General features: G+C 39.3%; 19 protein-coding genes. 7 read left to right on the top strand and 12 right to left on the bottom strand.

Annotated elements, in window-relative coordinates:
- The gene (locus ACJV7B_RS00620) at positions 1–2,079 is read right to left on the bottom strand and encodes a YhgE/Pip family protein (protein ID WP_419388695.1); all 2,079 of its coding nucleotides are present in this window, start codon (positions 2,077–2,079) and stop codon (positions 1–3) included.
- Positions 2,069–2,836 carry an ATP-binding cassette domain-containing protein gene (locus ACJV7B_RS00615; RefSeq protein ID WP_419388694.1) on the bottom strand — a complete coding sequence of 256 codons (768 nt, stop codon included), beginning with the start codon at positions 2,834–2,836 and terminating at the stop codon, positions 2,069–2,071. The genes ACJV7B_RS00620 and ACJV7B_RS00615 overlap by 11 nt, the downstream gene beginning before the upstream one ends.
- 540 nt (positions 2,837–3,376) lie before the next feature.
- Here ACJV7B_RS00615 and ACJV7B_RS00610 point away from each other — a divergent pair.
- The 3 genes from ACJV7B_RS00610 (at position 3,377) to ACJV7B_RS00600 (ending at position 7,877) form a co-directional block, all read left to right on the top strand.
- A complete protein-coding gene (locus ACJV7B_RS00610; RefSeq protein ID WP_419388693.1) occupies positions 3,377–4,717 on the top strand; it encodes a Na+/H+ antiporter NhaC family protein in 1,341 nt (446 codons plus the stop codon).
- Positions 4,718–4,996: 279 nt separating this feature from the next.
- Positions 4,997–5,146 (top strand): hypothetical protein, encoded by a 150-nt coding sequence (locus ACJV7B_RS00605; protein ID WP_419388692.1) that lies wholly within the window; start codon positions 4,997–4,999, stop codon positions 5,144–5,146.
- A 229-nt stretch (positions 5,147–5,375) separates the two neighbouring features.
- The gene (locus tag ACJV7B_RS00600; RefSeq protein WP_419388691.1) at positions 5,376–7,877 is read left to right on the top strand and encodes a hypothetical protein; all 2,502 of its coding nucleotides are present in this window, start codon (positions 5,376–5,378) and stop codon (positions 7,875–7,877) included.
- 214 nt (positions 7,878–8,091) lie between these two features.
- On the opposite strand, the gene ACJV7B_RS00595 is transcribed toward ACJV7B_RS00600, so the two are convergent.
- From ACJV7B_RS00595 to ACJV7B_RS00565, 7 genes are all read right to left on the bottom strand, one after another.
- The gene (locus ACJV7B_RS00595; protein ID WP_419388690.1) at positions 8,092–8,931 is read right to left on the bottom strand and encodes a nucleotidyl transferase AbiEii/AbiGii toxin family protein; all 840 of its coding nucleotides are present in this window, start codon (positions 8,929–8,931) and stop codon (positions 8,092–8,094) included.
- Complete coding sequence (locus ACJV7B_RS00590) at positions 8,932–9,480, bottom strand: type IV toxin-antitoxin system AbiEi family antitoxin domain-containing protein (RefSeq protein WP_472850103.1); 549 nt, start codon at positions 9,478–9,480, stop codon at positions 8,932–8,934. It abuts the gene before it with no gap.
- A 212-nt stretch (positions 9,481–9,692) separates the two neighbouring features.
- The gene (locus ACJV7B_RS00585; RefSeq protein ID WP_419388688.1) at positions 9,693–10,502 is read right to left on the bottom strand and encodes a nucleoside phosphorylase; all 810 of its coding nucleotides are present in this window, start codon (positions 10,500–10,502) and stop codon (positions 9,693–9,695) included.
- 436 nt (positions 10,503–10,938) lie between these two features.
- Positions 10,939–13,032 carry a hypothetical protein gene (locus ACJV7B_RS00580; RefSeq protein WP_419388687.1) on the bottom strand — a complete coding sequence of 698 codons (2,094 nt, stop codon included), beginning with the start codon at positions 13,030–13,032 and terminating at the stop codon, positions 10,939–10,941.
- A 251-nt stretch (positions 13,033–13,283) separates the two neighbouring features.
- Complete coding sequence (locus ACJV7B_RS00575) at positions 13,284–13,850, bottom strand: LemA family protein (protein ID WP_116793912.1); 567 nt, start codon at positions 13,848–13,850, stop codon at positions 13,284–13,286.
- A gap of 57 nt (positions 13,851–13,907) precedes the next feature.
- On the bottom strand, positions 13,908–14,894 hold the full coding sequence (locus tag ACJV7B_RS00570; protein WP_419388686.1) for a DUF3137 domain-containing protein: 987 nt from the start codon (positions 14,892–14,894) through the stop codon (positions 13,908–13,910).
- Positions 14,895–15,346: 452 nt separating this feature from the next.
- Complete coding sequence (locus ACJV7B_RS00565) at positions 15,347–17,095, bottom strand: ABC transporter ATP-binding protein (protein ID WP_419388685.1); 1,749 nt, start codon at positions 17,093–17,095, stop codon at positions 15,347–15,349.
- 592 nt (positions 17,096–17,687) lie between these two features.
- Between ACJV7B_RS00565 and ACJV7B_RS00560 the strand changes: the two genes are divergently transcribed.
- The 4 genes from ACJV7B_RS00560 to epsC all read left to right on the top strand — a co-directional run bounded on the left by ACJV7B_RS00560 (position 17,688) and on the right by epsC (position 20,809).
- A complete protein-coding gene (locus ACJV7B_RS00560; protein ID WP_004136389.1) occupies positions 17,688–17,960 on the top strand; it encodes a type II toxin-antitoxin system Phd/YefM family antitoxin in 273 nt (90 codons plus the stop codon).
- Entirely contained in the window at positions 17,947–18,273 is a 327-nt protein-coding gene (locus ACJV7B_RS00555; RefSeq protein WP_116793909.1) for a type II toxin-antitoxin system RelE/ParE family toxin, read from the top strand. Before ACJV7B_RS00560 ends, ACJV7B_RS00555 begins: the two co-directional genes overlap by 14 nt.
- Positions 18,274–18,921: 648 nt before the next feature.
- A complete protein-coding gene (gene cysK / locus ACJV7B_RS00550; protein WP_419388684.1) occupies positions 18,922–19,854 on the top strand; it encodes a cysteine synthase A in 933 nt (310 codons plus the stop codon).
- A 115-nt stretch (positions 19,855–19,969) separates the two neighbouring features.
- Complete coding sequence (gene epsC, locus ACJV7B_RS00545) at positions 19,970–20,809, top strand: serine O-acetyltransferase EpsC (RefSeq protein ID WP_410313282.1); 840 nt, start codon at positions 19,970–19,972, stop codon at positions 20,807–20,809.
- A 4-nt stretch (positions 20,810–20,813) separates the two neighbouring features.
- Here the strand turns inward: epsC and ACJV7B_RS00540 are convergent, their stop codons facing one another.
- From ACJV7B_RS00540 to ACJV7B_RS00530, 3 genes are all read right to left on the bottom strand, one after another.
- Entirely contained in the window at positions 20,814–21,239 is a 426-nt protein-coding gene (locus ACJV7B_RS00540) for a GNAT family N-acetyltransferase (protein ID WP_004136380.1), read from the bottom strand.
- A 109-nt stretch (positions 21,240–21,348) separates the two neighbouring features.
- Entirely contained in the window at positions 21,349–22,605 is a 1,257-nt protein-coding gene (gene sstT, locus ACJV7B_RS00535) for a serine/threonine transporter SstT (protein WP_410314688.1), read from the bottom strand.
- Positions 22,606–22,731: 126 nt separating this feature from the next.
- Positions 22,732–24,045, bottom strand: a complete 1,314-nt coding sequence (locus ACJV7B_RS00530) for an MFS transporter (RefSeq protein ID WP_410314687.1) — start codon at positions 24,043–24,045, stop codon at positions 22,732–22,734.
- Positions 24,046–24,165 lie beyond the last annotated feature (120 nt).

Here is a 24,165-nt window from a genome sequence, read left to right as displayed (position 1 = left end):
TTACGCCTCAAGCGTTATTACAGGATGCAAATCAAACATTGTTACAGTACGCTTCATGCGGAAGGCAATGCTTGTTATAGCAATCGCAATCACGCCGAAAAGCACAAGCATTCCAATGCCAGAGACTATTTCACCACTGTTCTTTCCAGACATTGCTTGACGCAACCCCATAATCGAGTACGTCATTGGCAAGTAAGGGTGAACAGCTTTAAAGAATGCCGGCGTCATTTGTACTGGGAACGTTCCTGCAGAGCTTGTGATTTGCAACATAAGTAGCACAATCGCAACTATTCGCCCTGGTATGCGGAACACCACCATAATCATTTGCATTATAGCCATAAAGACTATTGACGCTATAATCCCCAGCGCGTAGAATGCACCAACATTATCGATTTGCAACTTCAACGCTCCTTGAACAACGCCCATAAGAATAATCGCTTGCACAACGCCCATAAGCACAAAAGGCGTCAAGCTAATAAGCGCGCTTTTAAGCGGATTCATGCCGTTTAGTATCGCTCGCCTATCCATAACTCTCAAAACGAATGTTGCCATAAGAGCACCAACCCAAAGGGCGATGGAAATAAAGTAAGGAGCAAAACCAGTTCCATAGTTTTCAACGTGCGAATACTCGTGCTCCTCCAAGGAAACTGGTGCGCTCATCATCTTACTTTTTTGAACAATACCGTTTACTTTTCCAGACTTTTGAGCATCTTTAAGCCCGTCATGCAATTTCTTAGCACCATCAACAATCTTTGGAGTGTTATCAGATAGTTTCTTAACACCGGAATTAAGCTGATTAGAACCGTTCACTATTTTCGCAGAACCTTGTGCAGCTTCATTCACGCCACTATTTAGCTTCTCACTACCGTTACTTACTTGAGCCAAACCGTCAGCAAGCTTGTTTGTGCCAGCAACTAACTTATTCGAACCAACATTAACTTTCTCCATGCCTTGCATAAGAGCGTCAGCACCGCCCTTTATTTGCAAGCTTCCTGCAGAAAGCTTGTCTGCTCCAGCGCTTAAAGCAGAAAGATTTGTTTCTAGAAGATTAGAATTTTCACCTAATCCTTCTGCCAAACTTTGCAAATTAGCAAGCACGTCTTCCTTTGTTACTGCTGAGTTTTGCGCTTGCATAAGAAGACCAGTAATTTGTGCTTTTGTTTCAGCGTTTCCAGCTTTAACATGTTCTTCTAATTCGTTGCTAGAAGCTGCAAGCTTTTGAGCTCCTTCATAGAATTCGTCTGTTGCAGCCGATAGCCTTTGCGTTCCTTCGCTTAACTGTTGGGCTCCGTTTGCTAAATCTTGCGTTTTTTGTGCAAGATATTGAGCTCCTTCTTTACTGCGAGCATTGGCTTCAGTTAACCTACTCGCGCCTTTTTGAAGCTCCCCTAATCCGCCTTGGAGTTTTTGCAAAGATTGCGAAAGTTTATTCGACCCATCTGCAAGCTTATTGATTCCGCCTTGCAAAGACTTTGAACCTTCATGTAATGCTCCAGCACCATTTGCGGCAGCACCAAGAGAATCCGAAGCCGAGTTGACTTTTGCAAACATGTGCTCCCAATACTCTTGAGCAATCGCCTCGCTAATCTCAGTACGCATAGTGCGGAAAGCAGTTTTACCAATTTGCGAAGCCAGCATATTGCTTGCTTGATCATACTTTACGTGAAGTTTTGCTTTAGTAGGAGTATCGTATTGCGCGGAAGCAATGCACTTACTGAAGGAAGCTGGAATAGTTGCTACCATAAAATAGTTGCCATTTTTAAGGCCTTTATTTGCCTCGGCACTATTTACAAAATTCCATTGAAAACCTTCACTACCGTCTTTTTGATTCTTTAAACGAGTTTTGATTTCGTTTCCAATGTTTCGCATTTTGCCGTTAATCATAGCGCCATTGTCTTCAACAACAACAGCCACAGGCACAGTATCCAAAGTCTTATAAGGATTTGTAAATGCCCATAAGTAAAGCGATCCGTATAAAAGTGGAATCAAAGCTACGGTCCCAATAACAAGCTTTCGAGCTTTTCCTTTCATCGTGTTGTTAAGCTCACGAAATGCAAGAGCAATAGTATTAACGCGCATTGTTTTCACCACCATTTGCTTCACGTTCACCAAGATGAGAATCAGTATGAGAATTTTCTGTTTTCTCATTATTTGGCATAAGTCTTAATACTTGATCCGCTTGCTTTTCTAACTCACTTTGTAAAACTCCAACAAGGCAGGAGCAGTAGTTTTTACTAACGTATTCGCGAATATCGGAAAGTAAGCTTTCACTTTGCTCGCTAGTAAGCTCCGTTTCAATTCCATCAACAAATAGCAGCAACGGCTTTTTTAGCAAAGCCAACGCAATTGCCAAGCGCATGCGCTCGCACGGAGTCAACTCTCCTATTGCTGTTTTGTGAGGAGACAATACTTTCCACTGATCTAGCACGTTGTAAGCATACTGCTGTAAAGCTTCGCGATTTTTTACATCATTTTTGTATTGCTTTAATAATAGAGGCGAGCGCGCTGCGAGTTTCAGCTCGCTCATAAGAACTTCTTCTATTGTTTGCGTTTTGTAAAATTCGTTAATTCCGTTGAATAATCCCAATCCCACGTATTGCCGAGATTCGTGGAAATCGCTAGGAAGAGTTGCGTCCGCAATAGTAAGAGTTCCGTTCGTAAATTTCATATAACCAGACAGTGCAAGTAGCAAAGCTGATTTTCCAGAGCCGTGTTCGCCTGATATTGCAACGATTTGATGAGCTTCTACTTTTAATGACACATCCCAAAATGGTGTTCTTCTAAATCTTTGTAAACCTAATTCTTTAGCTTCTAAAAGCGTTTTACTATCTTTCATAATTTGTATGTTTGACGCTTGCAATTAAGATATGGCGTAGTATCTTTTTTGCTTAGAGCGCCAGGCATTCCTCCTTACTCTAAATACTCTAAATAACTTATTTGCAGTTTTCAGTTTTTAGTTTTCAGTTTTTTGTTTATTGTTTATTTTTGGATTTTCGCAATTAGCAAAACAATTTTTAATTTTCACATTGCTTTATCGCTATTTTTCAGCGGTAAACTCACGTTGCAATGCTGCAATAAAACGGTGCAAAACCGAACATTTGGTGATTTATCAATTCTTCACCACTAATCACTTAGAATACTCTTTTGTGCAAACAATTGTTGAGTTACACTAATTTTTTTATTTAATTGTTTATACTTTATATTTATTTAAGAAACAAGTTGTAAACACTTCCATGCTATATTGTCTTTAATTACTAAATGTAAGAAATACATATGTAAGAATACGTATGCAAAAAATACAGACGTAAGCAATACGAAATAAAATGTGTTGCTTCAAACAATATATTAAATTCAAGCATTTAAAGGGGTGAACGGCATGCCAAGTTTGCAAATTTTAAATATTATATTTAATCCGGTTATTGTGTCGGTTGTAGTGCTATGCGCACTTAGTCTTGCAAAACTTAATGTTTTGCTATCAATGATAGTAGCTTGCGTTGCAGGTGGCATTGCCGGTCATCTTCCGCTTTTTGGAGATGGAAATCACACGATTATGGCGTTGCTTTGCGACGGTTTCTCCACCAATGCGCAAACTGCGCTCGCCTACATTTTGCTTGGTACTTTTGCGGAAGCAATTACAGCAACCGGTTTGGCTCAAATTATTTCTAAAAAAATTAGCAAAATTATTGGCATGAAAAAGTACGCTCTACTTGCCGTACTAACTCTAATTGCGTGCATGTCTCAAAATATTGTGCCAGTCCACATTGCTTACATTCCTATTCTTATTCCGCCGATTTTACGAATTATGAACGAACTTAAGATTGACCGCCGAGCAGCTGCATGCTGTACTGCTTTTGGTCTTGAAGTTCCGTACATTGCCATTCCGTTTGGATTTGGCTTGATTTTCCAAACTGTTATAGCTACGAATCTTTCTAAAAACGGCATGAAAGTTAGCGTTGCAGACGTTAGCGCAGTGAACTGGTATTTGGGCGCTGCAATGCTCGCAGCACTACTGTTTGCAGTTTTTGTTCTATACAGAAAGCCTCGCGAATATGAAACTACTGAGGCAGATACTAAAGCCGCAGACGCTGTTGTTGGACCTCTTAACAAACGCCACTACGTAACCATTCTTGCAATTATTGTTGTTGTAGTAGTGCAAGTTATTAGTAAGGATCTTTCGCTTTCTTCTCTTGCAGGTCTTGCAACCATGATTATTTTTGGTGCAATAAAGTGGAACGACATCGACAAGCAGCTTATGGGCGGCGTTAAGCTTATGGGCCTTATTGCTTTCGTTATGCTTATTGCTGGCGGCTACGCTAACGTTATTCAAGCAACAGGCGGAGTTGATGAGCTTGTGCACTTGGGTGTTGCAGCTATGGGACAAAACAAGCTAATCGCTGCATTCGTTATTACGATTATTGGTTTGCTTGTTACTATGGGCATTGGTACTTCGTTTGGTACGGTTCCTATTCTTGCGGTTTTGTTCGTGCCACTGTGCCAGAGCATTGGTTTTAGCACTCCTGCAACGATTCTTCTTATGTCTTCCGCTGCAGCTCTTGGAGACGCAGGCTCCCCTGCTTCCGACACCACGCTCGGGCCTACTGCCGGCTTAAATGCGGACGGACAGCACAGTCACATTTGGGATACTTGCGTTCCAACATTCCTTATTTTCAACATCCCGCTTATGGTTGCAGGCATTGTAATATCGCAGTTTATTTAGCAGATTATTCCTTAAGATTAGATACTAAATATCTCATATTATTTAGCTAAATATTTAGTTGAATATTTAATAGAGATTAAGTATTTCGAAACGCAAAAGTGTTTATTGATAAAATTATCGATAAACACTTTTATTTTTTATCAAAAACATTATAATGTAACATGCAAATTTCGAATTTACAATATATTTATTGTATATTTCGAAATAAAATAAAATAAATTTATTTAGGTATCTAGTTAGATAGCCGATTAGGTAGTTGATTAGAGAGTTGGGTGTTTTATGAATAAGGCAGCGAAAATAATTCTGACTTCAACCATGATGGGTATTGCCACAGCAGCTTGCGCAGTATGCATGGGCCAAACCGCTTACGCTGCTAGTACTGATGCAAGTAACATAAAAACAACTACCCCCCCCTGCCAATCTCACTAATCAAAATGATTTAGAAAATAGCACCAAAGCCAGCAATAATAAAGCTAACGAAAATAAAACTAGCAACGATAAAACAGAAGATAATAAATCTCGCGAAAATAAAGCCAGCATTGCAGAATACCGCGGTGTAACTCCATCTACTACAACTACTACAACTGCTAAGACTACGGAAACAGAAGCTACAAAAGAAAAAGCAGACTCTCAGGAAGAAACTGTTTCATATCCACAAATGACAGAGGTGGAGCCAGGTGTAGCAGTTACCATTAAACCAAAGTTCATGCGAGGCGATAAAGAGATTACGTTAGCTGAATCAAAGAAATACGGTCCTTGCCGAGATTCTTATGAGTATATACGCGTCGAATATAAGAACGGCGACAAATACGAACTTGCGTATGGCAGTGCTATAACGCGCTCTGAAGATTATAGCTACACGTTCAAATGGCACACTAGCGCAGCTCGCGAACATCCTAACGCTACCATCCGCGTTACAGGACTTCGTATGTATAACAAGAATGGACAGCAACTCCAAGAAGAGATTGTTCCAACATTTAAGATTGCAGGCTCGGAGAATCATAAGCCTGAGCCAAAGCCATTTGCGTTTGACAGGAACGAATTATCAGCAGGCCTTGCAACCGACAAAAGCGGTAATTACGTTCGCTGGAGAGTATTAAGCAACAACGACTCACCATCAGAAGATGAGCAAGAATACTGCAGCAAGTTCCTCGACTACGATCCTGATACACACCTACTCAAAACTAAAATCATTGATAATACTGTACCTCCAATAAACAATAGAGCTCCAAGCGTTGTTGCAAAACGTTTCACAGGAATTACGCTTCAAACAATGGGCATGAACGATACAGTTCCAGTAACTCAAAATGTTGAAAATACTCCTTGGTTCTTTATGGATGCAAAAGAAAAAGCTGCTTTCGAGAATGCATTGCATAACAAGGTATGGTCAAAACAATACGACTATGATCAATACAGCATATTGCAATTAATAGGCGGTAAACTTCCAAAGGGCGTTAAATACAATCTTAGTACAAAAACTTTCGAAGGAAATCCAGAAATTAACGATTGGCAAGAAAACGAGACTATGCGTGAATACCCGCTATATCTCGCTCAAGCCACAATGTATGACACGGTAGATTACCTTACTTTAAAACCATATACCAGCTATATCGCAGGTAAGCCAAAACCTCAGCCTAAACCTGGCGAAGCTCAACTCTTTAGCGACACTCCTGACAATGTTGTATCAACTGGATTGTCGACGGATAAAAAGTTGCGTTGGCGTATTTTAAGCGACGATCTGCCGAAGGGCATTGATAAAAGCAAAGTTAAGTACAATTCTGCTACAGGACGTTTCGATGCACTGTTCTATGAAGGCTTATCCACCGATCCAAATGTTATTGCACGAGTAAGCAATCTTACTCTGGAAACTATTGATACCAATGGTCGCACAACAAAATATAAGAAAACACCTGTTTTCATCTACAAAGACGAGGATAGTCACAAAAAGGTACTGGTTATTTCAAATAAGAGTAAGCGCATCGGTAATGTAGCTGTAAGCTCTGCGTCAGGTTCATTGAATTACATTGTGGCTGGAGATTTGCCAAACGGCGTTAAGTTTAATTCAGAGAGTGGCACTTTTTCCGGCACAGCTAAGATTACCGATTGGAAAAAAGACGAAACTAGCCGCACATATCCGATATATGTTGCAACATATAAGAGCCTAAACGGAAATATGTTTTTATATGTTGCAACTAACTCTATTACAATTGTAAAGAACACAAATAACGAGGGCACAGAAGTAAATGAGAAACTTGTGCAACCGACCACTCAATCCACCACTTCCAGTACGGTTGCAACCAATCCTAGAACAGGTCAGCCATATAAGCTTAGCGATCTTGGTGATGATAACGTCAGCAAGACAGTAATAGGTGAATATAACGACGGTATTTATGGGATACCTGCTTATTTCAAGCCGGGCGAAAAAAAGACTATCAAGCTTAGGTTCTATCTGTTGAACGCAGATTATAGTATAGGCAATGAAATTACCGACGAGTTTATGAAGGTACTGGATCAAGAGCCAAAAGAAGTAAGCTTAAATAAAGTTATGCTTGTCCGCAACGGTAAGACAACTGTGGTTGAGATGAAGACGGCATATACGTTGCATAGAGATTATTCAATCACATTTACAGCAGACGCAGACGCTCAAGATGGAGATTCTTATAATACAAATGGCTCGAAGCTTGACAATTTACCAATCATTCTTGATCCAAAGGTGACGCCAACGTACACATATGAGGACGGTATAACGCTGCATGAGAAGGGTAAACCGAGCCACGTAGTGTTTATAAACGCATTGTTCAGGGTTACGAGACCAAAGCCAGAACCACCGAAACCGGAACCACCTAAACCAGAACCTCCAAAACCACCTGTTGTTCCACCAACACCAAAACCGGAACCAGAACCAACTCCCGTTACAACTCCAGAGCCGAAGCCTGAGCCTATTCCAGTGCCTATAATTTCGAAACCGGAACCAGAACAAGAACCAAAGCCAGCGCAAGAAGAGACTGCTGAAGAAGCACCAGCTCCGCAAAAGCCTGAACCTCTTGCACGCACAGGCTCTGAAACATCAACCATTGCAAGTGCTGGATTAGCGTTCTTGCTGTCCGCTTTCGGCGCACTTTCGCTTAAACGCACGCGCATTGGCAAACACAGCAAGTAAAAACGCAACTAGCGAATAACACAGTTAACTAATAAACGCCAGACGAGTTAAATAAACTCCCTGGCGTTTGTTTTAACCAATAATCAACTAATCACAAAGCAGTCAATCCCAAAGTAGCCAATCTCTGCAAATTCGCAACGATTGGCCACTATCGCACGTCTGCCAATGATTTAGAAAAAACCAGAAATCGTCTCAAGTATTTTAATGCAAAATTCTATTCAAGCATTTTCAACAATGCATCCAAACTTAGTAACACACTGCTAAAATCAATGTCTTTAGCATAAGAATATTTACGCTGATATGACAACCACAATAAAGAAAGTCTTTCATCACAAGCAATACTTTCATAAATAGATTTAAGATTATCTATAATATTTTCAGTTTTACGATTTTCACAAGTTGAATGAAAAGCACGCTTAAGAATCTCTCTATTTACATCTCTTTTATGCGAAACAAGCAGCACGTGAATGTCATAAAAATCTCTCATACGAGTATTAAGAATCCCGCGCGATAAAATAGTTTGTAGCTTTTCCGCAAACACTGTTTCAATATTGTAAGAAAGAATAGAAATAGAACGATCTTCCAACATCAACTTATAGTCATACTCAATTGCGCATGGTGTAATCGTAGCTCCAGTAGAAACATCAATTTTTATTGGTGTTACCATTCTTCCAATACGCGAGTCAAGCGCAAAACGAATACCTGGATATTCCATATCATCCATAATTTTCATTACGCTTTTAATAGTAAAATCAACTCCATCGTCTATATCTATGCTAGATATATCTTCAATCATTTTTTTCGTATTCTCAAGAGACAAATCATAATTTTGAATAGTCGTATCTATATCCATAGTGGATCGCATAGAAATACCAAGCAAAGATGTTACTAGAACACCGCCTTTTACAATGAAATTGTTGTGATATTTTGAAACTGACACACGCTCTAAGTAGCGTTCCATCATGTAAAGACGCATTAACACACGAGGATCTGCGTTATTTTGTTCGGCGAGGTTTTTAATTCTACCCCTTATTTGCGCATCAGTTAAATTCACTTATAGTAACACCTCAAAATACTTGCGAACAACATTGTTTACTCTAAAAAGTTTCGCATATTCCATTAACAAATTGAGATCTTTGTCTGGTCTAGCAATATAGGATTTCAAGATTGTATTAAATTCCTGAATCTCAATTAAATTTCTGCTTCTAAACGCATCACAGACACTTCTTTCAAGATCATACATTGGCACTTTATTGCCGAGATTATCCGTGACTAAAATCTTTCCAACTTCAAGCAATTCCTTTTTTACGCTATAAACTTTCACATTGCACGATGCTTTAAGCCGGTGAGCATTAAAACCACTATAAACAGTAATAGTGTGAGTAATTGGCTCCATATCAACTAATCCATGATAAAAGAAAGCTTCGTCGTGAGAAAAAACAGCGTACGGCGAACGCTTATGAATAAGAAGCAACTCGTCTACCCACGAGTCTTTAGAAGCGTATATTCCACCGCTTAACTGTTCTAGTTCATTATCTTTAACAAATTTATAAAACTTATATTTTGACAGTCCGCAAGATTTTGCTTCTTTTAAAGTAAGCATATTGCTTCCATTAGCGTTTAATATTGTAGCGATAACACTCACCGTCCTTTCGTGCATATATTGTAATTTATATTAGCACGATTGGATGAATTATATAAATTTCACTATCACGATTACTATCACTATTTACACTAATAGGATTCTGCGATTGCCACACACCTACTTAATGACACGTTTACGCTGATTTCATATGTAATATCAGCACAAACGTATCAAATGCGCAACACTGCTTCAATACAAAGCTCAAGAGCATACGCTTTAGAATCTCCACCCCAATTTCGCTCATCATAATTTTCAACATCGTGCAAAGTATCTGCAGTATAAAGAATCTCACCCCAAACAATCCCACGCATTTGCGCACAAGCTGCTAAAGCAGAACACTCCATCTCCACAACCGCGCATCCCTCCTGCTTACGATTAGCAACTTTCGTCTTAGTTTCACGGAAAAATCCATCCGTAGTCCACGTTTTAACTTCATGATAAGGCAAATTATGCGCCTGCAAAGTTTGTAAAATAGCATGCCTCGAGCGCTCTGAAACGTCAACATAACGACTTGGAGGCAAATAATGATAAGAAGTCCCCTCATCCCTTAAAGCTTTATACGGAACCAAAAAAACGTTTTCCGCATAATCAACTAGCGATCCGCAAGAACCAGCACTAACAACTTCCCTAACACCGTAAGAAATCAACCAATCCAATATCTGAACAGCGGCAGGAGCGCCAACTGGAGCCTGCACTAAGCAGATTTTTTGCGTTTCTTCTTCTACTTCACTGTTTGTATTTTCTCTTACTACATCTCCTACTTTTTCTTCCAAAACATATATCGGATATTTTTTAGTTGCAGATTCAAAATTTGCTACAATCGTAGCTTTTCTACTTAAAGCATACTGATCGATTTCATCGCCTAAGAAAGCAAAAACCGCTTTAGATGGAAGCTGAACAGAAATATTATCGTGATTTGGCATAATAACCGCACTTTTATCGGAATCATACTCTAAAATTGGCAAATCATATTCTACCATACAATCAGCTCCTTCATACAATCAGCTCCATCCTACAAGCAACTCAATCCTATATACAAATACACGCATTAGTACGCAAAGATCACAAAATAGCCAATCAATGCAAATCTACAACGATTGGCCACTTGAGCCACACATAGACACTCACGCAGTATGCAATCTGCATAAGTGCCCCAAAATAGGCAAAATCAGATACTCGCGCAGAAACCATACTGCACCAATGTCCCAAAATAGCCAAACAGAGACCCTAACGCAGAAACACGCAAATCTACCGGACATTTGTCAATCGAAACGAAAGCATACCTCGCTCGCATTGAAAGCACACTGGACCTTCAACTCTAAGCAAGCTCACGCTACGAATTGCATTTGCACGATTTGACTTAGTCTGAAATTATTGGAATTTCACATCGACACGTATTCAATTGAAACCACTTTGCTAGTTACCAAACGCTGCGCGATCAAGCTTCACGAACTCGTCGTAATTAGACATTCCTTTATTGTAATCAATACGTTTATTAGGCTCACTATACCACTGACGGCTCGTCGGCGCCGCCCTCAGCATAAACGCCCGGTAACGTTCCACATCGTCATGGTTCTCATCTCCGTGAGCATTAAGACCGTTAAGATAAACCGTCAAACTTCCACTTCCCACATACTGGTTGTAATGCGGCAATTGCTCCACATCGCCACGATGGATAAATCCACCATAACCTACACCCTTAACCTCATTGCCAACAAACATATTGCTACCTACCAACGTAGCAAAGCTACCACTGGCGATTGAAGCCATTTTTCTGTCATCAATACCAAACTTTTGCATGACACGCGACAGCTCATTATCCTTCGCGCGCAGCGGGCGGTCAACATCATGTAAAATAGCACGAAATGGCAAAATGCCGGTGCTCTTGTTGCTTTGGCGGAGCACTGAGGCATAAAGTGCATAATCGTTCGTACCGCTATAGTCCGCCACAGTATAATTTACATCACTTGTCAATACTCGATTGTAATAGATGTCATCCAATACGCTAACAAACACATCAAACTTTTCTGGATTGTCCTGCGATGGCAAAACAATTTGCACGGCTTCCATATAACCACGGTTATCTAGGCGACAAGTACCCCAAACACCAGCCGGGCTGACGGCGACATTGTAAAACCCTTGGTCGTATAGCATCCAGTGCACCACGCTCATTAGGCTATCGTAGTGGGCAGACTTGTCAAGCCCGATGCTGTTGCCGTTTTCGTCTACGTATGGCACATTAAGCTCTTCTGCGTTGCTTTGATACATATCGGCGTAACCTATAGAGCCCGGATGGCGGAGGTTGTATGTGGTATTGAAAGAATAGCCACTATGTAAAATATAGCTAACACGATTAGCATACATAGTATTGCGCGTGTACGTCTTAAAGTCGCCGCCAACAACAGACTTCAGCCGCTCAAAATAATTACGCTGCGCATCAGTTAATTTAGGTTCCTTAGAGTTATCACTATTACCACTTCTGTCACTCTTTATGCCGTAATAAATAGCCATGGCGGTATCGTCGGCTGCACTATTAGAAACTTCACTGCGAATCACCTTGCCGATTTGGCCCTTCTCAGCGTCTGAATCAATTTGGTAGCGAGCGTTGTAGAAATTATAAAAGCCATCGTGGTCATTGACTGGAGCACTTGCGTCCATTCCAACATCATTTTGCTTACCAGCAGCAGCAGTATGCCCCGGATCACCAACCAACTCACTGCCCGTCTTGTACCAGTTCTGGTCGTAGATCTGGTCAAGTGGCAAGGCGGAGTAATCAGCTGGTCCGCCGGCGTCGACCGCTTCGGGGCTCGCTTGATGCTCTTCTGGCTTCGACTTCGCATCAGTACTTGAACGCTTATGAGAGTCGGACTGCGAACTGGCAGTAGCAGCTTGCTTACCATTATCATGTTTTTTAGGAACACATAAAGCCACTATTACGCACAATAATATTGCTACACAAACTACTGCTACAATAATTTTGTTTCGTTTAGTTAATAAACTTTTAAGATTAAAATTCGAAGAATTTGCTTTAACTGAAGTCGAATCCGATGAATATGAACTGTCCGCGTTCATTGCATTATATGGAGCAGACTGCTTTACATAATCGTCAGAATATGCACCTTCAGCATTCGAATTTATAGTATCGTTGTCTTGATATTGGGCAGCAAGATTATTGGTATTTTGATCATACTGATTATTCACATATTCTTGATTATTATAATATTGTGAATTTTGATATTGATTAGGATATTGCCCATACCAGTTTTGATTCTGAGCATACTGATATTGCGGATACTGGTTCTGCTGATACTGCTGATTCTGAGATGGCTGATTCTGCTGATACCGGTCATTGGCATTGCTACTATTAACGTTATTATTCGCACTATTATTTACAGCAAACGATTTACCTTGATTAGATAAGCCATTATCATTGTGCGAGATTGGCTGATTCTGATTACTCGAATCATAGTTACTCTGGTCATTCGAGTCATACTGATTAAACTGTTCCATATATGCCTTTTCTCTAACTCTATATAATTTATGATACACAAAATCATTAGATAAAAATAGGTTTTACCTAGTAACTATTCTGCTAAATTTTAAAGTAAAGAAAGCACTGCAAGCAACAACGCAATTCCTTAAAATGTAACGCAAAAGCAGGTCTCATTGAAGAAAAGTGGCCAATCGCTGCAAATTCGCGGGCGATTGGCTACATTAGATATACCGTCTAGCTAAACATTTTCACTAGCTAAACATTTTCACTAGCTCAGTATGCTATCAATATTCTTCTTATTGATTAGATCATCTTCGTCAAGAAAAGCCATCTGCTTTATTCCGCTTAAGCTTGCAATAAGCGACACTGGGAAGGTAACGATATTTTGATTAAGAGTACTAATGTTACTATTTACGATTCTTTTTGCCGCTGCAAGCTGCTCATTTTCATCGTTTATTTCCTCTTGCAAATTCAAAAACTGCTCAGAAGACTTTAATTCCGGATAAGCTTCCGCCAAAGCAAAAATCTTCCCTATTGCATGATTCTGATTTTTGATTACCGAACTAGAATCCGCTGATCCCAATCCTTCTCTTAAACTCACTAAATCCACTAAGGTTGTTTTTTCGTACTTTGCAAACGACTGCGCAACTTTAAGCATTTGGCAAATCGTATCGTATCTTTTAGCGAGCGCAATATCAACGTTTTTCCGCGACTCTTCTATAATCACCCTATATTTTCTTAGCCTATTTAACGTGCCAATAAACCAAGCAATAAGCGCTATAAGCACTATTGCAACACAAATTAGCACAGTGTTCTTATCCATAACGTCACTCATAACGTCTCCTTTAGTTCTAGTATTTTCTAATTTTGCAATTCGCTAGTATTGCAATTTCTACTTTTTCAATTTTTCTCTAATTACGCTGATTATTTCGTAATATTCAGCCAAAACATCTCTAAATCTTGCATATTCTCTTGTTAAAGATAGGTTTTCTATTCCAGATTTTCCAGGATTTCCTAATATATACCTACCAGAATCAAAAGCTGCAATAATATGCTCGCTATCTAGATATATGCAAACTCTCATTCTTTTTTGCAAATTATTCAATGCTTCTATAAAACTTGGATTTAACACAAGCTTTGTATAAAAATCGTCTGTGGAAAAGATTGAATACGAGTTGTTAAATTCAATGGATTCTGTTTGGACTTCGCTCTCCTCTTTTGTTTTTCTACCATAGTATCCATTTAATTTTTTCCCCATAAAGTTCTTTCCAGTAACGGGAACGATTCTAATATGACCATTTATATTGGTTTTTGTGTTTATTAATAAGACTTGCCCAACAAAATCCGTTTTTTTAACACTTTTTCCACTTTCACTTCTAGAAAAGTGTATTGCTTGCATATTTGAAAATTCTGTTCTGAATTCATCGCCAAAAATTATGTGTTTACTTGAATAATACTTACTAGATATTGGCAAAAGATTATTAAAAATGCTGCTATCAATTCCTTCAGAATTTTCTAATACCGTTCCTGGCAGAATCGCATTCAAAATCGGCATTAGAACATTATCCGAATATAAAGAATCTACATCAACTTTATTATTTACAAAAAACTTACCTGCAAAGCAAACAACAAAAACACCTACTATTAGCAAATAATATTTGTAACGAGAGTAATCAATATTTGGAAAGTAGTTATACAAAACGCCTAAAACCATTACTACCGGTATGAATGGAATTAAACGAATTGGATCAAAAGAATTATTTTTTATGCCTTCTTTTAACTCATTTAATTTTCCTTGTATTTGGGGAGATTGTTCTATTAGCGCTAGTTTGTCTAAAACTTCTGGATTTGTAAATACGCTACCATATTTTACATTCATGTCATCTCCCTTTTATAAATCACTCGTCATTTTTGACATATTTTGCGAATCACTATGTACAACGTTGTAGGATTTTAATTTACAGTATAGCTGTTTGGGATTGGCTGATTCTGATTACTCGAATCATAGTTACTCTGGTCATTCGAGTCATACTGATTAAACTGTTCCATACATGCCTTTTCTCTAACTCTATACAATCTAAATTACACAAAATCATTAAATAAAAACAGATTATGCATAAAATTTATTCTGCAAAATTTTAAAGCAAAGAAAACACTGCAAGCAACAACGCAATTCCTTAAAATGTAACGCGAAAGCAAATCGTATTGCTGAAAAGTAGCCAATCGTTGCAAATTTGCACTTAATGGCTACTAACACTGGCTCAGGATCTATTGCGCTAAATTGCTCAGCGCAAACCAAGCGAAAGCCAAGCCCAAGCCAGATCAACATCCTCACATAGACACAGTGTAAAGCGAGTAGAAGTAAGCCTTCTGATCCATAAGTTCCTCAAAGCTTCCGCGCTCAATAAGCTCGCCGCTTTTCATCACAAGAATCTCATCATATTGCTTAAGCGAATTAGCATCCAAGCGGTGAGTTACAACAAGTCGAAGAATTCCTTGCAAATCCAAAATAGACTGCGTTACGTTCGCGCTCGTCTCGTTATCTAGTGCGCTCGTTGCCTCATCAACCAGCAGAATCTCGGACTTTTTAAGTAAGCTTCGCGCAATAGCAATACGCTGCTTTTCGCCGCCAGAAAGATGACTACCATTCTCACCGCACTGATAATCCTTGCCTTTAGCAGCAATCAAATCATCCAAACCAGCCAAGTGAATCACGAGATCTACCTCCGCGCTCTGGAATGGCTTAAAAAGCGTAATATTATCTAAAATCGAAGCATCAAACATAAACACAGACTGCTGCATAAGAGTAGTCTTATCGTAAAGCGAACTCTTGCTAACCTTACTAAGCTCGTGATTATTCAGATGCACGCTACCTTCATAATCCTTGTAGTAACCCATAAGCAGATTAATCAAACTACTCTTACCAGCACCAGAAGGTCCTACTATCGCGTAAGATTTTCCAGCCTGCAAAGTTAGATTTACGTTTTTCAAGACTTTATGATCCGCGTCATAAGCGTACGAAACATCGCGCAAAACAACGTTTTTAATAGAATCGTCAATAATTTCGCCAGAATCTTCCTTAGCATTACTCATATAATCAGCCATCTTGCTAATAAGCTTCTTAGCACCCTTCATCTCGCCAAGCATTTGCGGAAGACTTGCAATAGGCTGAAGCACTCCATTCATCAAATTAGTGAAAGCTAAAACCATTCCAGCAGTAATAACACCAACGTGAGCGTTAACCATCCAAGCACCAACAAGCATCACGCCAAGCTGAGTTCCAAGACTTGAAATCGTTCCAAGAGCAGAAACAGTAGTCATTGTTTTCTCGCGAAGATTCTTCGTATGCTCAAGCTCCATCGACTGATTCTTGTAGCGATCAATAACCTCCTGCTCCGCCTTAAAACTCTTAATAACCGAAACGCCGTTCAAAACATCCTTCGTCAGGGCCGTATAAGACTCATTCGACTTAGAAACCTGCTCCTCTCGAGTGGCAATTTCGTTAGCTGTAAGAATCGAACAAGCCATTGGAAGCAGGGAAATAATAAGAGCAATAACAGTGAGCAGCGGACTGTAGTAAATCATGAGAGCTAGCGAACTTACAAGCATAAGAACGTCTTGAACAAAGTCAAAAATCTTCTTCAAATACTTTTCTTGAATACGCTCGCAATCATTAGTAAGTACAGAAAGATACGTGCCGGAATTCGCAAGCGAGAAATCACTATAACTCTTCTTTAAAAGCTTTTTGATAACAGACTCTTTATACTGATTCATTGCTTTTTCAAGAAAGCGAGGGTACGCGCTGCGCTTCAACGCGAAAATTAAAGAGATTGCCAGCATAAAGGAAACGACAAGCAGCAAAATAGTAGTTAAAGAGAAGTCTCCTTTACCAGACATATAGTCGAAAATAATTTGCAAAATCCAAGAAATAGCAGTGAAAATCATAGACAAGGCAATAAAAACTATCATCGAAAGAAAAGCTACAAGTTTGTTTTCTTTGAAAAATAGTTTTACGTAATTTTTTACGTCGGGATGTAGTTTGGATGATTGCTGATTTGCCGCGTTGTAAGTTTTACTCATTCTCGCTACCTCTCACTTCCTTTATATATCTCTTCTATTTCTAGTATTTCTACTATCACTGCTATCTATACTATTCGTAGTATTTCTACTATTCCTTTATCTAATAGCATTTTCGCAGCTAGCATTTTCGTTCCCAAATTGCCGATTCGCTCTCTACAAAGCATTGAAAGCTACACTAGCATACTTATCCTGATTGGTCATGCTTATCTACTTGACAACACATATAAATGCTTAAACACACTTATACGTAATGCTTGCTAGAAATAATAAGCATAGAGTTAAAAAAAAAAATCAAATTAAAACACTGATTCCATAATGTAATATCAGCATAAACGTATCAAATGCGCAAACCAACAACAAAGTGGCCAATTGCTGCAATTTTGCACTTAATGGCTACTAAAATCATGAAAATCGAAACTATAAAGTCAATAATCTAAAGAAATAATAATATAATATCTTTAGAGTACATTAAACTAATTTAATAATTTATTTATGTACATAGAGCAAAACTAAATAAGCTAATTCAAAAAAAATAATAAAATAGCCAAACGCCAAAGTAATAAAATAACAATCATCTCAAAGGACTCACACAATGCCAACTATTAAGTCAAGCACAGATTTACGCAATAACTACAACGAGATATCAACATTCTGCCACGAAACAAAAGAGCCAGTTTTCATTACAAAAAACGGTCGCGGAGACTTAGCAGTAATGAGCATTGACTTATTCAACAAGTTCATGAGCAAATATGAACTATACAGCTTACTTGATCAAAGCGAGTCTGATTTTAACAATAATCGCACATTATCTTTTGAAGAATCAATGCAAAACTTAAGAGAAGAACTCAACAATGGCGCAAAATAACCAAAAATACGCAATAATCGTTTCGCAAAGTTATCACAAAGATTTGCAAAACATAGTTCATTACATTGTGCACAACTTAGACTCGCCAATTACAGCATCCGAATTCCTCGATAATGTAGAATCCACTGTTTCGAGCCTATCAACAATGCCTTATCGATACAGACTGGTGAACGATGATTACTTAAGTAGCAAAAACTTTAGAAGATGTTTCGTTAAAAAATATGTAATCTTCTATAAAATTTGCGAAGAAAATAAAACAGTTATGGTGCATAGAATACTTCATGCTAGACAAAACTGGGTTGACATACTGTAATTAAAGTTGTTGGAATACTAGCCTGTTATTTTGGTATATACCTACTATCGAGATACGCATCTAATAAATACCAGTGAAGATTTTGCCGTTTGCGGCAATTTTCTTCACCGCCTTAAAGTAGCCAATCTCTGCAATTTTGCACCTAATGGCCATTAGTGCCAAGCAGAGACACTCGCGCAGAAAAAGTAGTACAAATCAAAGTTTGACAAACACAAATCCATTCGCTATAGTCTTCACTTATCACCATTTCGACGAGTAAAGGAGTGCACATGTATCATACAAATATGATGACAAATTGTTGTTGTAACGTATGCTGTTGCGCATTTCTTAATCGAAATGATGTTTGCAAACACTAAGTATGCATCATCTAGCCTGTGTTAAAAGCATTTACGTTAAAACACAGCAAATTACGATTCAAGAAACAGCGCGCTGTTTCTTTTTTTTTATGCCAAAATTCGAATATAAAATCTTAAAAAGATAACAATCTAATACGGATTAGATATTAAACAGATAAATGGCATCTTTAGAAACAACTAATAAAACGGTAGTCGCTTTACTAATAAAAATTGTTTTTAAAAATTAAAAACAAATCAAATTAAACAAAACAAAAAAACAAGTAAAACAAACAAACAAGTAAGGGGAAATATTATGTCTAACATCTACAAGTCCGTGCAAGAACTCGTAGGCCACACTCCACTTCTGGAGCTTACTCACATTGAAAAAGAGTACAATCTAGCAGCAAAAATACTTGTAAAACTCGAATACTTCAACCCAGCAGGCTCCGTAAAAGACCGCATTGCAAAGCAGATGATCGAAGAAGCAGAAAACGCAGGCACGCTTAAACCAGGCTCAGTAATCGTTGAGCCAACCTCTGGAAATACTGGCATCGGTCTTTCAATGATTGCTCAAACAAAAGGATACAAAAGCATTATTGTTATGCCAGAAAGCATGTCTATTGAACGCCGAAAACTTATGAAAGCATACGGCTCCGAACTCGTGCTCACACCTGCTAAAGATGGAATGAAAGGCGCAATTGCCAAAGCAAAGGAAATCGTTGAAAACACTACGAACGCGTGGACTCCAGGACAGTTTACTAATCAAGCAAACGTGCACGCGCACTACAAAACAACCGGTCCAGAAATTTGGCAAGATACTGACGGAAACGTGGATATTCTCATTGCTGGCGTTGGAACAGGTGGCACAATCACCGGTACTGGCACATATTTAAAGGAACAAAATCCGCATCTGGAAGTAATCGCAGTAGAACCATCCGACTCCCCTGTGCTCGCAGGCGGCAAGCCAGGAGCACACAAGATTCAAGGAATCGGCGCAGGATTCGTGCCGGACGTCCTCAACCAGAATATTTATGATCGCATTGTTCACGTAACGAATGAAGACGCAATCGAAAACGGCAAGCTTATAAGCAAAAAAGAAGGTGTGCTCGTAGGTATTTCTTCCGGAGCAGCAGTTTGGACAGCAATTCAAGAAGCAAAAAGAGAAGAAAACGCTGGCAAAACCATTGTTGCAATACTTCCAGATTCCGGAGATCGCTACTTGTCAACGCCTTTGTTTGCAGAATAATGCTATGCAATAATGATAATAATAAATGATGTTTTGAAAGTGCGTTTTTAGTAGATTTACAAGCGCACTTTCTAACACTCGAATAAAGCAAGCAAGAGAATAATAGGAGAAATGTATGAATGATCACCTTGACCTTATAAGCAAACTCAACTCAATTCACGATTCAGACATAAGGCAAGCTACATTCATACCTAATTACCGCAATATTATTGCACTCATACATGCGACTCAGGCGCTGCTTTTGCCTGAGTTGCATGTGCGCAATTTAAGCAACGATACTACGCAACTCAATATTAGTTTGAATACTGTTACTTCAAACGCTTTGGACACTATTGAACGCATTATATTTCACGAACTTCAATGCTACACAAGCAACACAATTAAAATTCGAGAAACTTGCAATCAATTTATAAATGCTCTTCCTACAATTAAAAAGTTACTTTTAACAGATATTCAAGCCATGTATGAAGGCGATCCTGCTTGCACAAGCAAAGTAGAAGTCACACTTGCATACCCTGGTTTTTATGCAATGCTTATTCACCGCACAGCTCACGCACTCTACGAACTTAACGTACCGCTAATTCCTAGACTTATGAGCGAATATGCACACAGAAAAACTGGAATTGACATTCATCCAGGAGCAAAAATTGGCGCATATTTTTGCATTGATCACGGAACTGGCATTGTAATCGGCGAAACAACTGTAATCGGCGAGCATGTTAAGCTTTACCAAGGCGTAACGCTGGGTGCAAAAAGTTTTGCGCTAGACGAGGATGGGAATCCTGTAAAAGGCGGAAAGCGGCATCCAAATATTGGAAATAATGTTGTAATTTACGCAAACGCAACAATCTTAGGCGGAGAAACCACAATAGGAAGCGGAAGTATAATCGCAGCAAATGCTTGGATTAACCGCAGCATTCCTGCAAACACAACCTACCACTTCCCTAAAGCCTAATACACTATAATGCTCTGTCTTTTATAAAACCGCAGCACTCGATTTCTGATAACTCAATAAAACCAGCAGATTTATAAAAAGCAATAGTTTTTTCAGTACAATCCGTGGTTAATTGAATTTGACGAACATTAGGATAACAATCCACAATCGCCTTTAACAAAGCAGACCCTATCCCCTGCCTTTGATACTCTGGCAAAACAAGAATATCCTGAATAAGAACAACCGTATATCCATCACCAACAGCTCTAACAATTCCAACCAGCTCGTCATTTTTATACGCAGCTAAAACCTTGAGTGAATTGTTAAAACCATTTTCTAAAGCAACTAAATCATCTGTATACGAAGACCAACCAACAGAATCATATAGTCTTAAAATATCTTTGCTATTATATTTTTCGTACTCTTTTATTTGAACATCTGCTAGATTCATTTACAATAACACCTCGCAAAACATAGCAAAAGTGCGCGCTCGTAAACGTAAGAACGTAAGAACGCGCACTAATAATACTACTTAATAACAGATGCAACCGCTACAACAGCTACTTTTTAAGTTGCACTGGCTCGTGATCCTTGCCCATCTTAAACTTAAGACCTGCACGCTGCCACATGCGATATTCGCCAACTGCCGTAAAGAGAACATCTGTGGAAGAGTTAAGCGCAGTTTCGCACGAATCTTGAATCACACCAATAATAAGGCCAATAGCAACTACTTGCATAGCAATATCGTTTGAAATACCAAACGACGAGCACGCAAGAGGTATAAGCAAAAGCGAGCCACCAGCTACACCAGACGCACCTGCAGCGCTAACTGCAGAAAGCGCAGACAAAATCACAGCTGTTGGAATATCAACGTAAATCCCAAGCGTGTGAGCAGCGCACAAAGCCATAATCGAAATCGTTATAGCAGCACCACTCATATTGATGGTTGATCCAAGTGGTATAGAAACTGAGTAATTATCTTTGTTAAAACCAAGCTTTTCACACAAATTCATGTTTACAGGAATATTTGCAGCAGAAGAACGCATAAAGAACGCTGTAACTCCCGAATCGCGCAATGTTCTCAATACAAGAGGATACGGATTCTTGCCAGTAAGCACAAAAACCAAAATAGGATTTACAATCAAAGCAACAACAGCCATAGTGCCTACCAACAAGGCAATAACGGAACCGTATTCACTAAAAATACGAAGACCATTGCTTGCAACTGTTGTATAAACAAGACCCATAATGCCAAAAGGTGCTGCGTTAATAATCCAGTGAACAATTTTTCCAATAGCAGACGAAACGTTGTCAAAGAATGCTTTAGTAGAAGGCTCAGCCAAGCGAAGTGCTACACCAAACGCGATTGCCCAGAATAAAATACCAATAAAGTTTCCCTTAGCAAGAGCATCTACAGGGTTTACCACAATATTTAGCACAAGAGAATTAAGAACTTCGCCGATTCCTTGAGGAGACGGCGAAGACGCTGCTGCAACATGAGCAAAAGTGAAGTCAACAGGGAAAATCATGGCTGCACATACAGCTATAAGGCTCGCAATAAACGTAGAAAGTGCATACAACACGATTACAAGCTTCATGTTTCCAACACTTTTTGCTTTTGCAAGCGCACCAATCACAAGGCAAAATACCAAGATAGGCGCAACGGATTTAAGTGCGCTCACAAACAGCTTTCCCATAAGATCTAGCACATAAACGTGAGCTGGCACAAAAATGCCAAGTGCAGCGCCTAGAAAAAGACCAATAACAATACGCAGAATAAGGTCAATGTTATTCCACTTTTGAATAATCTTGTGCATGAGAGTCTCCTGTAATTTGGTTTGTGCAGAATATTTTATACTCTTTTATTTGTATTCATACTCGCAAGATTTTTTATTTTTATTTTTTACAGATTATACATAAGTGTGCATATATATGCAAATCGTCTAATCTGCGTAGCTCGCGTTTGGCAACTGCGGCAAAACAACAAGCAATCCTGCTGTGAAAATCAGCGCGAGTATAGGCAAAAGCTGCCATTGGAACGTAGACGAGAATGCAAATCCAATCCAAGATCCAGTAGTAGCACCAATCGCAAACGCGAGACGCGCCCAACCAGAAAACTTAGCGAGCGCACTTCCTTTAAACAGAATCTGACGCGCAACAATAATCGGCTCTACTAGTAGCATTCCGCCAATCGCTTCAAGTAAGAATGCGAAGCACATCATTGGCAAAAGATTAATAAACATAAAGCAATAAGCAGCTAAGCTCACAGCAATACCTAAAATCGCAACTTTTCTTAAACCGAGTTTTTGAGACGAATGCGCATACAAAACGGACGCGAGCACGCTTCCTACACCAGTGAAAATATACAATACTGTTAAAGAGTTAGAACCATATTGCTTACCAAGACCGAGAAGAATATAGGAAACAGAGCATGCAGGAATAAAAGCAACCAAAAGAGATCCAGCAAGAAGCATGATTTTACTCTTGATTAATGGATTCGCAGATTGCTTAGCTGCAGATTTATTGGATGTAGATTTGGAATCAACGTCATTTTCTTGCGATACTTGCGATACTTCTCCTTCTTCACTAATCGCTTGCGATTCATTCTCTACATCTTGCGACGCTTCCTCTACTTCGCAAGACGCTTGCGCAATGTCTTGTTTCATAATAAATCGCGTAGCGCAAGCCGCAAAAGAAGTCACGGATGAGAAAACCAAAACCGCAGGAATCGACCAGCTTGCAATCCAAGATCCAAGCGGAGAGCCGAGCAAGGTTCCTGTAACACTCGCCAAAACGCTCACAATGCCACTGTAGTTTACAATCATGCCGTCATCGCCGCCGGCAGCATCAACCTCAAAAACTTCGCTAGCAATATCAATCACTTGACCAGTAATCAACAATGCGCAAGAAAGAGCCACAAGCGACCACTTCCACGCAGAAGAGCCAAACATAAGAAGCGGCAGCAAACTGAGCACGCCTTCTACGCCTTCAGTCATAGCAAGAGCGCGAAAACCGCCAAGCTTATCAACAATCCAACCAGAGCATGGCGAAAGAAAATCGGCAACCGTCATAAAAGTCTTACGAAAACCAATCACCCAAGCCGGCAAGCCCACAATAATAATCGAAGGCAAAACCGAGCCTTCATACGCCTGATTGCCAAGCATAGAAAAACAGAAGCCAACAAGCGCCCAGCGCAATGCTGGACTAATAGATCTCATACGAATAAAAATATTATTCTTGCTAAAAATTGACTTCACAGCAACCAGCTCTCCCCTAAAACTCTTTCAAAATAATGCAAACTCACATGAATACTTACATGCAAACTTACATAACTACTCTCAAATTGCTACCAAACTTAAATAATTCACTACAAACTA

The sequence above is a fragment of the Gardnerella bretellae genome, assembly GCF_048545135.1.
Lineage (GTDB): Bacteria > Actinomycetota > Actinomycetes > Actinomycetales > Bifidobacteriaceae > Bifidobacterium > Bifidobacterium greenwoodii.
This window is presented reverse-complemented; position numbering and strand designations above follow the sequence as displayed.